Origin of the sequence: Rickettsia asembonensis, from assembly GCF_000828125.2 — a bacterium.
GTDB lineage: Bacteria > Pseudomonadota > Alphaproteobacteria > Rickettsiales > Rickettsiaceae > Rickettsia > Rickettsia asembonensis.
Window position 1 is genome coordinate 30,435 of the sequence record NZ_JWSW01000073.1, and the last position, 17,612, is coordinate 48,046.

A 17,612-nucleotide genomic window follows, 5' to 3' on the forward strand; every position below is an offset into this window, starting at 1 on the left:
GATCCATGCAACAATGCTTACAGTCGCTCGCAATGACGAAATATATATTACACCAACAAAGCATTAGAAGAAAATTTCTCGATCATCGGAGTAAATAAGCTTTCTAGTTCTTTGCATATTTCTTCTTTATTTTCTACTTTTTGACCTTCTTTACTTAAAGTTAATTCGCCTTTTTCTACATGACCAAGTACAGCCTCAATGATTGCTTTTTTATCATGTTTACCGTCCATATATCTAAGTGCAAACTTCTCAAAAAAATTAACGCCGATAGGTTCATGTTTTAAATTTGTAACCCACATAGAAGGTGTATGGGTTGCTTGATGTATCACCATTTTTGTTGTTTTAGGTTTATCAAGCTCAGGGTTATTTCGATGCTTCTGATTTGTAATACTAATATAACCTTGTAGTACTAGCTTCATTGCATTATTTAAAAGCTCAGCTTTAATTTCGTTTAATTTAGTATTATGTAGCTTTTTATTGGCTTCAGAGGTTATTTTCTCAAAGCTTAACGGATTATTTAGATTCTCGCTGAAAGTGTATAAAATAGCTTTTATGTAAGGCGAACTAGTTGTTAAATTAGAATCTTTATTACCGTTTAAGAAGAATTTTAAGGCTTCGGAAGCATTATTAAGATCTACTTCTTTAATCGGCTTTTCAGGCACTATATTAAAGATCATATTAAATTTCGTTATATCATCATTATTAATATTTCTATTAATTTTCATATCACTATGACATAGTAAGGTGGTTCTAAAACGACGATTCGTAATGAAATCCATATATTGTTCAGTTCTAACTATATCGTTCACCGCTTTTAACTGCTCTACTACTTTTGGTGGCATATTACCAAGATACATAGTCGAAAGATTACAATCGGCTAAATATTGTAAATTGTGCTTTCTTGCTTCATTCATAAATTCATGGAAGTAGAATTGAGCATTTTCTTCTTCTAGATGATCATGACGTAAATAATGATCGGTTTGTTTAGCAAGCAGCCCTGCTTCGGTTTTTAATACTTCTGCATAAGGAGTTTTAGAGTTTTCTAAGCTATCCTTAACAAATTCTAGTAACAATCTAGATTGAGCTATTCTATCACGTACATTTGCAAATGAACTAGAATGATACATCATCATATCTCTAATAGTACGGACCATATTCCAGCCAGGGAGGGTATTATAGCTAATATATGCTATTCCGTTTGAACTAAGATTTTTATTACAAACTTCAAAAATTTTATCTCTAACGGTTTTTGGTACCCAAGAAATTACGCCATGGCAAATTATATAATCAAACTTACCGAAAGAATCATCAATATCGGTTATCGAGCAATGATGGAACTCTATATTTTTTAATCCTAGTTCTTTAACATTTTTATTTGCTTCGTCAATTTGTACCTTAGACAAATCAACCCCAACAAAATGAGCTTTTGGATAAAGAACTGCATGTGGTATTAAATTACCCCCTGCTGCACAACCAAGCTCTAATATTTTTGCATTCTCGACTTCAGGAGCATTCACACCGAAAAGATTTGCAAGTGTACTTAAGTGATAAGGATTTGTAAGAGCATATGGGTAGCTTTCATACGGCACTTCATCATAAGTGTTATGATTTGAAACCGCACCATTTAGAACAGGCTTGGTAGTTTTAGCCGTTTTATCATGACCGTTAAGAGTAGAAGAAGAGTTAGTAGCTTTTGAGGACATATTTTTTCCTTATATAGTTGGATTATTCATGTCATCCCACGGCTTGACCGCGGGATCTTGTATCACAGGCTGTGTTCTGAGATCCCGTGGTCAAGCCACGGGATGACATTGCAGCTTTCATATAAATATTTCACAGAATTCTTAAAATGGCAATCTATAAGTAAATCCTACACCAAATTCTCCAACGGCTATAGTTTTTTTGATATGATTTGCCGGCACGAATTGTCCTGTTTTCATATCAAGCGTATCATAATTAATTCTTACTCTATATGCCGTTTGTAATTTTACGGTTGCATCAATACTTAAATTTGAAGTTACATCTTGTGAGACTCCAAGACCTGCTTGCCACGCAACACAATTTTTATGAGTTCTTCTTACTTTAAAATAATCACCATTTATAACACTCCACTTAGAGGAGGTAGGCTTAACTTTTACTTGTGCTATTCCACTTCCAAGTATTACAAAAGGCGTGAAAGTTTTTATTTTTTCTAAATCATAAATAAGATTTAGCATATATATATTTGATAATACTTTAGTATTATCCGGGGTTTTAGGAATAGTGAGACCATTACTTAAATTTTGCTGAGGTAATATGTAATGCAGATGATATTTAGGTTGATAAGTTGCTGAGAATTCAATAGCTATCTGTGGATATATTATATAGCCTATTTTTCCGCTATACATACTTGATTTTTTTAAAATTATTTCGGTATTTGAGTGTTTATGTCGGAATTTACTAACGACCGGTTCAACTATTCCGCCTTCTGCTCCTATATAGAACCCTGTTTCTTTTGCAAAAGCAATGTTATTAAAAATGATGATAGTAATAAAAAATAATTTTAGTAATTTAGTCATTATAATTGCTTAAAAAATAAAAAAATATTATATACCCCCTTTATTAATGGTCAATCATATTTTTTCTAATTATGGAAGCAATTATACCAAATAGTAATAAAGTAATAGTTACAATGAGCGAAACATATGCCGGAATTGCTATATAATGATGAACAAATATTTTAAAGCCAATAAATATTAAAATTAAAGCCAAAGAATATTTTATATAACTGAAACGTTCTACGATCTCTGCTAAACAAAAGAATAAGGCTCTAAGACCTAAAATAGCAAAAATATTTGAAGTATAAATTATATAAATATCATTAGTAATTGCAAATATTGCCGGTATACTATCTATAGCAAAGACTAAATCTATTGCTTCTATCAGTATTAGAGATATAAAAAGAGGGGTAAAATATAGTTTATTATTACGTTTAACAACAAATTTATCCCCTTCAAGATTAGGAGTAATATTTAGATTTTTTACTATTGACTTGTAAATATAAGAATTCTGTATATCAAAAGTTTTATGTGATACATAGAAAGTTTTTATACCTGTAGCAATAAGTATTACGGCAAAAATATATAATAACCAGGCAAATTTATTTATAAGAATAATACCGCCGTAAATCATTATGGCTCTGAATATTATTACGCCTATTATACCAAAAAATAAAACACGATGTTGATATTTCCCGGGAATTTTAAAAAATTGGAAAATAATAGAGATAACAAAAATATTATCAAGGGACATAGCTTTCTCAATGAGAAAGCAAGTATAATATTCACGAGCATGTTCTGCCCCCGTATTATAGTAAACATAGATACCGAATAAACAAGCTATTACAAAATAGAAAAGACTAAAAAGTACGCTTTCTTTAAAGCTCATTACGGTATTTTTTTTGTGTACTATTCCCAAATCGAGAACCAGTAAAGCAGCGATTACCGTATAAAAAATAATCCAACTCATTTATTTATCTCTTCATTTTATATTGCATGTGGAAATATAGTCCTCCACCAAACATAACTCTTAGCTGGAATCTGATAGTATTTTCTCCTTGTTTTAAATAAGGTTTGATATTAATAGGATTGTTTCTACTAATAGGTTGATTATTAACTTTAGCTTGTAATGCTTGACCTTGGTCATTTCCATTGTTACAGTACCTTTTCTCATCTAGAGAATTAACGTCAGTGGGGAGGCTAAGTAGCTTTGTGCCGTTGACATATATTAATGTGCAATCATCGTACCATAAATCTTCTACTCTAAAATACTCAATATCGTCCATTATTGCATCTAAAGTTACTTTGAATTCTACAGTATGCAATATTGTATTGTCCGGTTCATCTTTTGCTTCTATAAATGCCCCATCCTTTGGAAATGCCATAATGCTTCCCTGCGATACCGGTTTTTTGTTTAAGATATAGTCACCTATTTTAGTTACCGGATTATAAGGGGTCTCAGGTAATTGGCTTGATGGAAAGTCGTTATGACCGACTTTTATAGGCAATCCTGTAGATTTTCTACATCCGACATTTTGACCTAAAGGTTCAAATTCAACAACTTTTCTATCAAAGTATGATAAACAATGGCGTTCTAAAGGTTTACTAGGATCAATAACTATCCAATTCGTCGGGCATCTTCCTATTGCAAGTTCTCCTATATCGCTTTCATCCCATTCTGCATTACCGTGGGTGCTACCGGAAGGAGCATCAGCTGTGCTAGGAATTTTAGCACAAGTAGGTACTAATATAGGAGCACAAAGATCTAGCTCTTGCCAAGTTTTATCTCTTACATCCTCAGTCTCAGCTTTATATGTCGGTTCAGGAGGAGTGTTCTCATCTCCTTTTGTATATGTCACTGTATAATATTTTGATTTATCATCTAATGGTACTAATGTTGGTCCTTTGTCAGGTCCTGGCTCGATTCTATCTTTATAATCTCTACTTAAAACACATACTGGAGTATTAGGGCTATTATTATTAGTATAGCAGTTACTTGGAATATTATTTATATTGCAAGCATAAATAGTAATACCTTCCACTGTTTCTTTTAGAGTACAGCTACTTGTATTTATATCTTTGCTGCATAAACCAAGGTTTGGATATTTAAGGCTATATGTATTTTTAAAATTCTTACAATTTATAGTATTGTTGTTGTTTAGTTTAGCAAGTACACAATTTATCGAGTCATTATTGTAACCGGGAATAGGTGAACCATCAGGTAAAGTAGGAATCGGCATAGGATTACAATGTTGGAAATTTTTCGGCATCAAGCAAGCATGCGTTCCACCTTGGATATATTTACCGTTTACATATTCTAAATATTTTAAATATACTGTATCCAGGTTTGGATTTCCGCTACTATCGTAAGGTTTGGTATTTTTTTCATTTGGATCATTTTTATTTTTATATTTACCGTGAATAGTCAACTGATTTAGAGCATTCTCTTCTGAAAACGGCATAGCAATATATTTATCATTTGTCGGATCTTTTAGTGGAACTTTAGGTATAAACGCAACGGAAGAACTATACTTATAACCGGCAAGCATTACTATACTTTCTGTGTCCGTGGGGTTGGGAGGTGGAGGTCCGGCATATGCTAACGGTGTTACAAGAGTGCTTGTTTCATCTATAATGTTAATAGTCCCATCTGTTTGTTTCTCTCTTACCTGCATTGAAGCAATGAATTGCGGTTTATAATAAGCATCGTTGGCATTGTTATTAGTACAGGTAATTCCGGCATATTGTCTTGAACATTCATAAGCAGCTAGACTATAAGAATGATTTACTCTCGGTACGCAATCTATTAAATTACCGGACTCAAATAAGCAAATATTATTAGGATTTTGCTTATCGTCTTCGGTATTACTAATAGAGACATAAAGTTTTCTATCTTTACCGTTATTGTCTTTTAGGGTGACATCTGTCTTTATAGGTATTAAGCTATTTGTATCTTGCCCTTGTATCTTAGGAAACTTTACGCTTACATCCTTAAATTCGCCTATATTAACTCCCCATACTTTTTGGCAGGTAGTTGAACTAGAACTTGGACAGTCCGGTATATCGCTTATGTAGTAATCGCTAGGTGTTTCTACATTTCCAATTTTCTGTGAATATACTATTCTAAATCCCTCATTACAACCGTTAGCCGTAACACTACATGGCGTAGATATATCTGTATTAATACATGGGGTGCTGCCTGAAGTATTCTTACACGATTTAATTAAATCTTTAAAAGCCGTATTAGTATGAGTAATTTTTGCTGAAGAAAAATCTGTATTACGTGGCTCTACACAAGTTTTGAGGTCAGAGTTTGATCCTGTGCAAAGCGGAACAAGATTGCTAAAGCTAACACGTATGGTATTATTAACAATATTGTTTTTAACATTAATATTAGACGGCACTACACACGCCGGACTAGTAGAAGATTGATCAAAATTGCCGCTTGCATCTTTTATGCTACATACATTATTAGCACTAGCATTAATGCTAATATAATCTAAACTTAGGCAATATGGCGGTGGAAAAGGTCCTAAAGGTAATTGTACACAACCAAAAGAATAGCTATCTACAGAACCGTTTAATGATCCAAGTGCTTCAATAACTTTTATTATTAAACTAGGGAAAAAATTAAAAACCTCTCCTATTGCGTTAAGTATTGATTGAAGTACTTTTATAAATTCTGAATCTTGATCTATCATACCAAGAAGCTGCCCTAATAAACTTGGTAAACTTGTTCCTTTTACCGTTTCAACTAAAAATTTTAATACTTTTGCAATAGGACTAAGTTCGTTAGTTTGATGAAGAGGTTGACGATTAGGATTCCAGTCCATCGGATCAAGATGTACACCGGAATCTGAAACAAGGTTAACAAGTCCAGGGTCGCTATAAGCACAAAGTTTAGGAGATTTTAAAGTAACTATTTTTCCGTCTACACCTATTATCTTATTATCAGTTTCTGTATAACCGACTTTATTGAGATGTACTCCATCGGTATAACCTGGATCTGCAGGGGAAGGTGTGGCGTTTATTCCGGGAGGCGTAGGCATATCCGGTACGGCAACTCTAGCACAGACTCTAGTTAGAGGTAGACTGTAACCTGTAGGCCATAATACACATTCTCCATCCCAATTTAAGGTGGAGTTTTGATTCCAACAAGCTGCGGCATTACAGCTTTGAACTCTAATACGAATTTTTGGAGTAAAGTAACTACTATCAGGGGATTCTTCCGCACATCTATTGAGTAAAAAACCGATAAATGTACCTGGGTAATCAAATTTTAATAAACAAGTATCACTATCACGACCGTCGCTTTTATTCCAAGGTGGACATAATGTACCGGGTTTAAAAGGTCCTCTTTTTACTTCGTTGTTGCCACCTCTATTCCAAAACTCCGTTCTATCGCTTTGTCCGCAATTACAGGGATCGCTAAGACAATCGGCTATATCATCCCAAATAGATGCATGCACATTAAATGAGAAAAATGAAAATAAGAAAAGTAGTAAATATTTTTTTAACACTTTAATATGGTTTTTTATGTTAATTTTTTGCTGTCACTCCGTAGCTTGCCTGACCTTGTTGTATGGATTTTTATGTCATTCCCGCGAAAGCGGGAATCTAGAAAAATAACTTCAATATTGACATAGTAAGTTACATATCTGATGAAAAAATATATAAAAAACTTGTTTTTTATATATTTTACTGGATTCCCGCTTTCGCGGGAATGACATAAATTATTTCGTACCACACAAAAACAAGGTTACAGAGTGAAATATTAGTCCGTATTTAACTCATTATATAGGTAATTAATCCAATTATCCGGAGGACCTTGGTGTTGTTCAAGTATTTTGTTATAAATATCCATTTCCTCTTGTCTGCTTGATAAAATACGGACAATTCCTATTAAAGCGGCAATACTTAATTCAGAAGCTATCGATTCATTATCCTTATTAATTAAGAACATTCTTGCAGAAAGTATTAGCTGTGATAATTTTCGTATTTCCGGCTCGCTTAAACCTAAAATTTTATCTAAATCTTCTATTTTAACGTCAGACGGTAGAATAATTTTAGTATTAATTGAATCAAGCCAAGGTTTTATAGTATATTTTGGATATGACTTAAGATAAATAAAATTGAAATTACTGACGAAAATACCGTTATTTTGAGATAAATTATTATAGATTAAATTTATATTATCATAATAAACTTCAGGTCTATAAAGTTTATCAAAATTATCGGCAACAAATATTTTAGGTTTTGTGCCAATTAGGCTTAAATGATAAGTAAAAGCATAAATTACTCCTGCACAAATAGCTTGATGTTTCTTTAAATTATTATTAAATTGTTCTAAAAATTTCCTCTCCGTTGGGTAAAATTGTTTAGAAAACGGCTCATCAGAAAGTTTATATAAATTGAACCCTATAACTTTCCCTTCTTCAATGTTAAGAGATGGTCCGTCAAATAATCCGAAATATAATTGTCCTTCGGTAAAAACTTTAAGTTTATCAAGTATTTGTATTCCTCCTTCCTCCTTAAAATCCTCTAATTTTAAAATATCGGAAAAAATACGCTTTTCTTTTTCAATTGATAAAATTTTATTTCTTAATTTCTCTAGAAATGATATCTCTATTTCGCTAAGAGGTGAAATATAATGACCGCTGATTAATTTTAAAAATTCTAAAATGAAAGCTTGTGATTTTTCTGTATCATCTACTAAAAATGGATTGATAATTTGTTTGTCCGGTTCTAACCATTTGCCTTCTATTGACTCGATAAAAATTTTAGAATCATTATTATTAGAGATATAAATTATTGTTGGATCGTATTTAGTCGATTCTGATATTAGAAAGTTTAATAATACGGTTTTGCCGGTTTTTTCCGTACCAAAGATGCAAGTATTACCTTTATTCGTTTTATCATGAAAATTCATGAAATATGGAGTACCTTTCTCGGTTCGCAGTAAAGTTATAGCCTTACCCCAAGGATTATATTGATTACCGAGTGTAGTATTATGAAGAGCGGTAAGAGAAGCAATATATTCTACGGATAATGGTGACATTCTGCGGATAAAGGCAAAGTTAGCAGGTAATTGTGACCAAAATATTTGCTCAATATTAAGATCTTCTTTTACATGAATAATACCAAGTTTAAAAAGTTCGGTTGATGCTTTAGCTACGGCTGCATCTAGTTTATTTTCATCTTCTTCTATAACGGCAATTGAAATTTGCTGATTACAAAATTGAAAATTTAAATTAGCTGCATCAAGCTTATTAATCCCTTTGTGATTAAGTAAAGTTGAGTCATTAGTAATTTTTAGAATATAATCTTGACCACGCAATTTGGATGTTACTTGTTTTTTGCTAACAAAGTAAAATATTTCAGTTATTATTAATTCAATCGGTAACTGTAAAAATTTATCCAGTGTATTAGAAGGAGTTTCTTGATATTCTTTTATAGATAGTAAAGAAGCGAATTTGTTATTTTTCTCATGATCCGTAACTACCATTTTATCGCCACTAATTGTATAAATACTTCTACCTAGTGCATCGGATAAATCTATTATAGGTACCAAACAATCATTATTATTAAGGTTAGCTATTCGATTATATAAAAATAAAGGATTAGAAAAAACATTATCATTTTCAAATATTATACCAAGTTTCTCAGCACCGAATTCGTTTAAATCGTTTAAAATATTATTAGTGATATTTTCTAGTTTTTGAAAAGCTGAATCTAAGTAGTTATTTTCAAAATCAGTAATTAATTTATTAGATAAAGAATTTATTAAAGAGTTAAAATTTTTGATGTCAACTTTAGCAGAATCATGTACTATAGATATATATAAAGTATTAACGAATTTATCATTCCAATGGTTTTTTCTTTGCCATAGTGCATGAATATTTGCCGGTAATAATTTTTTGTAAGGAGTGGAATCATCTAAATTTTGTTTTTCTCGTATGGTATGTAGCCAAAAAGCAAAATCATAACCGGTTATATTCTTTTTTATAGAAGTTCTAACCATTTCACGTAAATTTTGTATGTTATCGCTTATTTTCTCTGAGTTAATGCCGTGTATTTTTATAATTTGTAGTAATTTACTGTCTTTGGTAAGTAAAGTATTTTCATTATAATGACATGCTATAGGTATAAAATTAGGAGCATTATAATTATATATATCTTTGTCAAATTTTCGTAAATTACTAAACACAAATAACCTGAATTTAAATTATCGTTTTGTATACTATGTAACGTTCAAGTGTCATCCTAGCTCACTTGTAGCGGGATCTAAATATAACTAATAATACTAATAATTTTATTACTCTGGACCCCGTGGTCAAGCCACGGGGTGACAACGGAAAAATCAACTCATGCAACCGCATCTTCTACACTACATAGCCAATTTTTCAAATTATTTAAGTATATACTCGAATAAATGAACAGTAAGTAGACGAGTATATCACAAAACTTTACCTTATTATTTATATTTAATAAACAATTATTCACTATATGTAGTGATTTTTTGTAACCCTCCCATGTAATTTATCAAGACATCAGGTATAGTTATTGATCCATCTTCATTCTGATAATTTTCAAGTATTGCAACCATAGTTCTTCCGATAGGTAATCCTGAAGCATTTAAAGTATGAACTAAGGTAGTTTCGTTACTGCCGAATTCCTTATATCTTGCTTTCATTCTACGTGCTTGAAAATCTCCACAATTAGAACAGCTAGCAATTTCACGATATTGCTTTTGTCCCGGAAGCCATACTTCTATATCATAGGTTTTTTTTGCCGCAAATCCCATATCTCCAGTGCAAAGTAACATAACACGATAAGGAAGATTCAGTTTTTGTAAAATAGTCTCTGATGCATTAGTTATATATTCATGCTCATTTTTTGATTCTTCAGGGATAGTAATAGATACTAGCTCAACTTTACCGAATTGATGTAATCTAATCATACCTCTTGTATCTCTACCGCTACTACCTGCTTCTGATCTAAAGCACGGGGTGTAAGCAACATAACGCATCGGTAATTTTTCTCTTGGTATAATAGTATCGGTGACTATATTTACTAAAGATACTTCTGCGGTTGGAATTAGTCTATAACCATTTGTTGTTGCAAAAGACTCTTCGGCAAATTTAGGTAGTTGTCCTGCATTATACATAGCATTATCTCGAACTAATACCGGAGGTGATATCTCAAAGAAGTCAAACTCTTTAGTATGAACATCAATCATAAAGTTAATTAAAGCACGTTCTAGCTTTGCTAAATCACCTTTTAACGTTACAAATCTAGCTCCAGAAATTTTAGCAGTTTGTTCAAAATCCATTAAATTTAATTTTGTACCTAGTTCAAAATGCTGTTTATTCAAAGCATTTGGATTTGTCTCTCCGTAAGTACGAACTAGTTTATTCATACTTTCATCCATTCCGTAAGGTACTTCTTCATCCGGAATATTAGGAAGCATATTTAATAGTTCATTTAATTCGTTATTATTATTTAGATCCTGTTCAAGTTTTTCTAACTTCTCATTTATATGTTTGACATCTCTTTGTAGCCCTTCAAACTCTTCGCCACTTTTAGAGGCCATATTACCTAAAATCTTTGATTTTACCTTGCGTGCATGCTGAAATTCTTGAATTAAACTCGTAATTTTTCTTTTCTCTCCGTCGAGCATAGCAATTTTACTAGACATAGGTTCAATAAATCTTTGGCTAAGCTTTTTATCGAATAATTCTTGATTTTCTCTAATCCATTTGATATTTAACATTTAGTGTCCTCGGTTTTTCTATAAAATTACATATCATTATTGAAGTTTCATATAATAAAAGTAGCGGTATTGCAAGAGCAAACTGGCTTAAAATGTCAGGAGGCGTTAATATTCCTGCAATAATAAAGTTAATTACCACGGCAATGCGTCTTTTTTGCTTAAGTGTTTGTACCTTAACTATTTTTAGTATATTTAATATTATTATCACAACTGGTAGTTGAAAAGCGGCTCCAAAAGCAATAATTAAATGAATAACTAAATTTAGATACTCGCTAATTCTTGCTTCCAGAACTATCGGTACTATCATATCACGCTTTTCAAAACTAAGAAAAAAATTCCAAGCTTTCGGCATTACAAAGTAAAAAACAAAAATACTACCGCACCAAAATAAAATAGGCGACATAAAAAGAATAAAAGCGATAATTTTTCTTTCATGGTGGTGTAACCCTGGATTGATAAATAAATAACACTCCAAAGCAATTATAGGTATAATAATAGTAAAAGCAGTAAAAGCTGCAAGTTTAATATAGGTAAAAAATGCTTCTGTAAGCCCTGTATAAATTATATTTCGTACCGTATCACCGCTTAGCTTAGCAAGCGGTTTTAATAAAAAACTATAAATATTGCCGCTAAAATAATAGCAAATAGCAAATATAATTATAAAAGCAGTAAATATTCTAAGAAGTCTTATTTTTAATTCTAATAAATGTTCTTGAAAACTATATAATTTCATAAAAATTTTGACTCTTCATTTCGCAGAAGTATATATATCAATATTATAAACCTTTTTTAATAATTGTCATATCTTTTTAGAAATATTCACAAAGTCTAGTTTCTTTCTATATATTTTATAAAATATCGGTATAAATAACATGCTAAACAGAGTGTTACCTAAAAAGAATACAGACCAAGTAAGATATTTTGCACAAATACCGCCAAGGCTAGCTAGAATAATACGGCTAAGAGAGCTAAAAGATGCAATAATAGAATATTGCGTGGCAACAAATTCACTATTGCAAAGGCTAGCAAAATAGATAGAGATAATAGTTCCTGCAAAGCCTGCACAAAAGTTTTGTACTGTAACTGTTATTATAAATATCCTTATATCATAGCCGATAGTAGCAAGAATCATAAACATAAGAGGTGATAATAATTGAATAACTCCACCAATTAAGACACTATGAAATATACCCATTTTTGTAGCTAAAACGCCGCCTAAAGCTCCTCCGACGATCATGATCAGTAACCCGTAAGCTTTGTAAATAACGGCAATTTCATGAGTAGTAAAACTTAAATCTAGAAATAAAGGCGAACTCATAGCCATAGGTATAGAATCCGCAGCTTTATATAAAAAGACAAACAATATAATTAGCAATAAATATTGTTGTTCATTTTTTAAAGATATAATACTTTTTTTAATAACTTCAAAATATTGTTGTAATCCTATTAAATTAGTAGTCGTATGACGTTTTTCTTTAGGTTTCGGTTCTTTGATACATAAGATTACTATAGGACCAACTACAGTAATGAATAAAGCAAATTTATATACTGTATCCCAGCCGAAAATAATTGATGAATATAAAGCACCGACGCTGCCAAGTAACATACCTAAACGAAACCCTATGCTACTAAAGGTAAAAGCCATTGAAAGCTCTTCTTTAGATGTAGGTCTCTCAATTCTATATGCGTCAAGTACAATATCTTGCGTAGAACTGCAGAATGAAATAATAAATAAGATAATTGCAGTAGTATATAAGTTATTACAAGGGCTTACGTTTAAGAACCCCGTCATCGCTAGGATTAAAAATATTTGTGATACCAATGCCCAGCCACGCCTGTGACCGAATTTAGAACATAAAAAAGGTATAGAGTATTTATCTATAAAAGGTGACCATATGACCTTTAAGCAATACGGAAAAGCAGCTAGTGATATCGAACCTATTATATCAGTGGTGTATTTTGCTTCGGATAATTGATATGGAACTGTGAAAAAAATTAAATTAAACGTAAGACCGGAAATTAAGCCTAAAAGTAAAATACCGATTAAATATAATTTTTTGTACACGGAATATAACTATTTATAGTTCATTTTTAAGGAGTAAGGCGCTACTTTGGAAAATATTTTACCGACTACCGGTATTTTAGTTACAATAGTGCTGATTAAGAAAAAGGAAGGAATAACATTTCCTTTAACCGTAATTAATTGCTGTTTGGTATCAATATTACCTTTCATAGTAAAATCAAAGAACGGTCCATGTGCTTCCGTATCGAAAATTGTAATTATATTTCCTCTATAATTAAATTTACCGGTCATATCTTCAAATAAAATATTTTTATTATTAGTTATTGAACTAAGAAAACCCGGCAACGAAACAAAGGAAACAAGCCGTGTTAAAAAAGGAGTATCGACTACCGTAAAATGTTTTATAGAAAATTTGCCGTCTAATATCGGCACTATTTCCCCTTTTTTTACTTCATATCTTCTTGTATTTAAGTTGATGTTAATCTGACCGTTTTGCATAGTGGTATACATTCCAAGGCCCTTAAGTAATGCTCCGGCATTATCGGATTCAATTAGCCATTGTTCAAAACTGTCCTTAGCGGTAAGCGACATCTTAACTTTTTTATTATCGATATTAGCATTTAGAAAACCGGAAAAACACCGTACTTTATCACATTTAATTGCTAAATCAAGATTACCTAGAATTATATTATTCTTTAAAATTATTTTTGATATATTAGTTTTTAAATTAATATTACGTGTAGAATCTCCCTCTTTTTCTAAAAACTGCATCATATTAGCATTTGATAAATCTAATCCGCTTCCATAAAGTTTCGTAGTAAGATTATGGTTATCTATGATTATTTTTCCTTTTAAATCCGTATGATTATGTTTAACAGAGGCTAGATTAATATTATAAATATTTTTCTTAATTAGGGCATTACCGTTAATTTTTAGATTATCCTGCCCCGACAGGTTAAATTCAAGATTTCTATCGAAATTTTTATCATTTAATTTAGTATATAAATATAAATTAGCTTTTTTATATAATTTTTTATGAATAGATACTTTATCTATATAGAATTCTAAATTATCAAGATTAGAATTAACGGTAATAAAACTCTCATTGTTATGCTGTTTTTTATACTCAAAATTTAAAATGCTGCTGCCTGAAATTAATTTAAATACTCCAAATCTTTGATTATTTGCCGTAATATTACTTTTTATTTTAAGTAAACACTCATTATTTTTATCTGATATATCATGATCATAAGTAAAGCTGCTTGCATAATTATTAATTTTACCCTTACCGTTAATATTTAGTTTGTTGTCTTTAAAGCTACCTTTGGCTTCACCGTTTTGTAATAGGATATTATTGTCTAAGGTGTTAAAAGAGATATTTGTTAATGTCGACAAAACATTATAGCTATTAGGGATATTTGGGCTAATAGGAATTATTAGCTCTATTATTGAATTTGCCGTTCCTTTGATTTTTTTAAGATCAATATTTTGAGCTTTAATATTTTGATAAGCATCATTTGGAACAAAGGCAATTAAGTCGTTAATTTCACCTTTAGCAGTAGCATTAAAAACAAATTGTGATTTATCCGGTCCTTCCCATTTGAAAGTCATAATACCGTCTGAAACAACACTTTTACCGCTATATGCTTCATTAATTAGAAATTTTATTTCTGGTCCTGAAATGATTATATTGGTATCAACTTTAGTCAAAGGCGGTAAATCTGTATGATATTTATATTCAAAATTCGAGATATGTAAATTTGCTTTTAAATTATCTTCTACTAAAATATTTTTTTTTAAAAATTTTTTATCTAATTTAATATTTAATTCTCCGTTTTGGATGTAACCTTGTTTTATATGTTCTCGTAAATATGAGATTATAGGGTTATCCGGAATAATTTTTTCGACTGTTTGATAAATTATTAAAGGCATATTTGCGGCAGCTGCACTTGCATCGATATTTTTATCGGTTATTATACCGCTTAGTGATAAAAAAGCTTTGTCTCCAAAGGTAAGTTTGCAATTAACGGTCTTTGGATTATCTTTAGAATAGGTGGTTTTATATGAGCATAAAGCATTTCCTAGAGGTAAGTCCGCTCCTTGCTCATCGGTTAAGATATCACTTTTTATTGAAGTTAGTTGTATGTCGGTTAGGGAATCTTTTTTAATTATATTTAATGAATAATCCCCGGTTGTTGAAGTGTTTATAATCTCTTCATCGTTATTTGAGATTACGGAAATTTTATCAATATTAAAATTAGCCTCTATTAACGAATTAGAGAAGAAATTTTTGAAATTAAAGAAAAGATTAAAATCGTTAATTTCTCCTCTAGCATTATCTATAAGACTTAAGGAAATTTTATCTATGGATAATCGGTTTTCTTTAAATTCTAAATTATGTAGTACAGCCTTTATATCATTTTTACTTAAATAAAATTCAATTATTTTTTTCAAAGGTTCATTTAAGTGTCCTTTATTTGCAATATAAACAGTTAGAGTTATAGCCAAAGATAATGAAATTAAAATTATAAAAATACTAATAAAGGTTTTTTTAATAAAATTCATTTGAGCTTGTAAATCTATTGAAATATGATAAAAGCTTTATATACGTAGATAGAGCTTCAAAATTGGCTACGTCGTCCTATAAGTTCTGCGATGCTCACGTATTAAGTATACGCTCTGCTTCTTGCCTTATAGACTCCTTGCTCTTTTTGAAGTTGATCTTCGTCTATACTATTCTTTTTGAGGTATACACTTGGAATATAACGTATAATCTAAAAATTTAATATAAAAATCACAAAAAATTATGAATATTACATTTATCGGTAGCGGATATGTGGGATTAGTCTCAGGTATTATTATGAGCTATTTAGGTCATAATGTTACTTGTCTTGATAATGATGAGGTTAAAATATCCAAATTAAATAAGCAAATATTACCGATTTATGAAGCTAAACTTGATGAATATTTTAAGCAGGCTTTAGCAAAAGATAGATTAAAATTTACAAATATTTATAATAATGAACTTCAAAATGCCGAGGCAATATTTATTACGGTCGGTACGCCTTCAAAAGAGTCGGGAGAAGCAGATTTAAAATATGTCTATGATGCTATTGATAAAGTTTCCGAGCATATAAATAAAGATTGTTTAATAGTCATAAAATCTACTGTTCCGCCTGATAGTTGCAGTAATATTATAGCTTATTTAAAATCAAAAGGCTTTTCATTTAATGTTGCTTCTAATCCTGAGTTTTTAAGAGAGGGGAGTGCGGTAGAAGATTTTTTATATCCTGATCGCATAGTTATCGGTGTAAATAATAAAGAATCAGAGGAAATATTGCGAAAAATTTATGCACCTTTAATAGAACAAGGTGCAAAGTTCGTGGTTACCGATTTAGTGACAAGCAAGCTTATTAAATATGCTTCCAATAGCTTTTTAGCTACCAAAATTGCTTTTATTAACGAGATGGCTGATTTATGTGAAAAAATCGGCGGTAATATTAAAGATTTATCTAAAGGTGTAGGACTTGATCAAAGAATCGGTCAAAATTTTTTAAATGCAGGACCGGGTTTTGGCGGTTCATGTTTTCCAAAAGATATTCTAGCATTAAATAATCTTGTAGAAAATCATCATATCGATTGTAAGATTCTTAAGGCAGTAATTAAAAGTAATAAGCAGCGTCCAAGTAATATGGTAGATAAAATAGCTACTTTGTTAGACGGAGATTTAAAAGGTAAAAATATAGCAATTTTAGGCTTAACATATAAAGCAGGAACAGATGATGTTAGGGCAAGTCCTGCCATCGAAATTGTAAAGATCTTATTAAATGAAGATGTATATGTTAAAGCATTTGATCCTATCGGTCTTGAAAATGCTAAAAAGAATTTAGAACATAAAAATTTGCTATATTTAGATTCGGTAGCTGAAGCCTGTAAATCAGTAGATATTATAGTTATTGCAACTGAATGGTTAGAATTCAAAGAACTTAATTGGCAAGGAATTTATGATTTAGTAAAATCCCCGATAATCATTGACCTTAGAAATATACTAGATAATGAAGCAATGAAAAAAATCGGTTTTAGATATTGTGCAGTCGGAAGTAAGATTTAGCCTTGGTGTATGGAACGGAAAACACACTCGGTGTCATACCGTGGTCCCGCCGGCTTTGTTGCATGGCTCAAAAACCCGCTCGGTGTCATACCGTGGCTTGTCCACGGTATTCAGTAAAATAACTAAAAATACTAAAATTATTAGTATTTTTAACTGGGTCCCGTGAAT

11 protein-coding genes are annotated in these 17,612 nt (G+C 31.0%); 1 reads left to right on the forward strand and 10 read right to left on the reverse strand.

All coding sequences use genetic code 11. The features are described from left to right. Positions 1 to 47: 47 nt before the first annotated feature. The 10 genes from SB78_RS05785 to SB78_RS05825 form a co-directional block, all read right to left on the reverse strand. The gene (locus SB78_RS05785; protein WP_041079293.1) at positions 48 to 1,703 is read right to left on the reverse strand and encodes a methyltransferase regulatory domain-containing protein; all 1,656 of its coding nucleotides are present in this window, start codon (positions 1,701 to 1,703) and stop codon (positions 48 to 50) included. Positions 1,704 to 1,734: 31 nt separating this feature from the next. Further along, entirely contained in the window at positions 1,735 to 1,824 is a 90-nt protein-coding gene (locus SB78_RS09435) for a palindromic element RPE4 domain-containing protein (RefSeq protein ID WP_146625048.1), read from the reverse strand. Positions 1,825 to 1,844: 20 nt separating this feature from the next. Continuing rightward, the gene (locus SB78_RS05790; protein WP_041079295.1) at positions 1,845 to 2,558 is read right to left on the reverse strand and encodes an outer membrane protein; all 714 of its coding nucleotides are present in this window, start codon (positions 2,556 to 2,558) and stop codon (positions 1,845 to 1,847) included. 43 nt (positions 2,559 to 2,601) lie between these two features. Continuing rightward, entirely contained in the window at positions 2,602 to 3,507 is a 906-nt protein-coding gene (locus SB78_RS05795) for a TerC/Alx family metal homeostasis membrane protein (protein WP_041079297.1), read from the reverse strand. A 4-nt stretch (positions 3,508 to 3,511) separates the two neighbouring features. Then, the gene (locus SB78_RS05800) at positions 3,512 to 7,057 is read right to left on the reverse strand and encodes a hypothetical protein (protein ID WP_041079299.1); all 3,546 of its coding nucleotides are present in this window, start codon (positions 7,055 to 7,057) and stop codon (positions 3,512 to 3,514) included. Between the two features lie 254 nt (positions 7,058 to 7,311). Then, positions 7,312 to 9,744: a VirB4 family type IV secretion/conjugal transfer ATPase gene (locus SB78_RS05805; RefSeq protein ID WP_041079301.1), complete on the reverse strand. Its 2,433-nt coding sequence runs from the start codon at positions 9,742 to 9,744 to the stop codon at positions 7,312 to 7,314. Between the two features lie 288 nt (positions 9,745 to 10,032). Further along, complete coding sequence (gene serS / locus SB78_RS05810; RefSeq protein ID WP_041079303.1) at positions 10,033 to 11,310, reverse strand: serine--tRNA ligase; 1,278 nt, start codon at positions 11,308 to 11,310, stop codon at positions 10,033 to 10,035. After that, a complete protein-coding gene (tatC, locus tag SB78_RS05815; protein WP_041079304.1) occupies positions 11,288 to 12,043 on the reverse strand; it encodes a twin-arginine translocase subunit TatC in 756 nt (251 codons plus the stop codon). Before tatC ends, serS begins: the two co-directional genes overlap by 23 nt. Positions 12,044 to 12,109: 66 nt before the next feature. Continuing rightward, the gene (locus tag SB78_RS05820) at positions 12,110 to 13,375 is read right to left on the reverse strand and encodes an MFS transporter (RefSeq protein ID WP_041079307.1); all 1,266 of its coding nucleotides are present in this window, start codon (positions 13,373 to 13,375) and stop codon (positions 12,110 to 12,112) included. Between the two features lie 9 nt (positions 13,376 to 13,384). Then, positions 13,385 to 15,898: a YhdP family protein gene (locus SB78_RS05825; protein ID WP_041079309.1), complete on the reverse strand. Its 2,514-nt coding sequence runs from the start codon at positions 15,896 to 15,898 to the stop codon at positions 13,385 to 13,387. A 241-nt stretch (positions 15,899 to 16,139) separates the two neighbouring features. Between SB78_RS05825 and SB78_RS05830 the strand changes: the two genes are divergently transcribed. Continuing rightward, a complete protein-coding gene (locus SB78_RS05830; RefSeq protein ID WP_041079311.1) occupies positions 16,140 to 17,444 on the forward strand; it encodes a UDP-glucose dehydrogenase family protein in 1,305 nt (434 codons plus the stop codon). Positions 17,445 to 17,612: the final 168 nt, after the last annotated feature.

What these genes read in the sequence shown, in the direction of transcription:
- SB78_RS05790 (WP_041079295.1), bottom strand. Translation starts at nt 2,558, where the DNA reads ATGACTAAATTACTAAAATTATTTTTTATTACTATCATCATTTTTAAT.
- SB78_RS05830 (WP_041079311.1), top strand. Translation starts at nt 16,140, where the DNA reads ATGAATATTACATTTATCGGTAGCGGATATGTGGGATTAGTCTCAGGT.
- SB78_RS05825 (WP_041079309.1), bottom strand. Translation starts at nt 15,898, where the DNA reads ATGAATTTTATTAAAAAAACCTTTATTAGTATTTTTATAATTTTAATT.
- SB78_RS05785 (WP_041079293.1), bottom strand. Translation starts at nt 1,703, where the DNA reads ATGTCCTCAAAAGCTACTAACTCTTCTTCTACTCTTAACGGTCATGAT.
- SB78_RS05795 (WP_041079297.1), bottom strand. Translation starts at nt 3,507, where the DNA reads ATGAGTTGGATTATTTTTTATACGGTAATCGCTGCTTTACTGGTTCTC.
- serS (WP_041079303.1), bottom strand. Translation starts at nt 11,310, where the DNA reads ATGTTAAATATCAAATGGATTAGAGAAAATCAAGAATTATTCGATAAA.
- tatC (WP_041079304.1), bottom strand. Translation starts at nt 12,043, where the DNA reads ATGAAATTATATAGTTTTCAAGAACATTTATTAGAATTAAAAATAAGA.
- SB78_RS09435 (WP_146625048.1), bottom strand. Translation starts at nt 1,824, where the DNA reads ATGAAAGCTGCAATGTCATCCCGTGGCTTGACCACGGGATCTCAGAAC.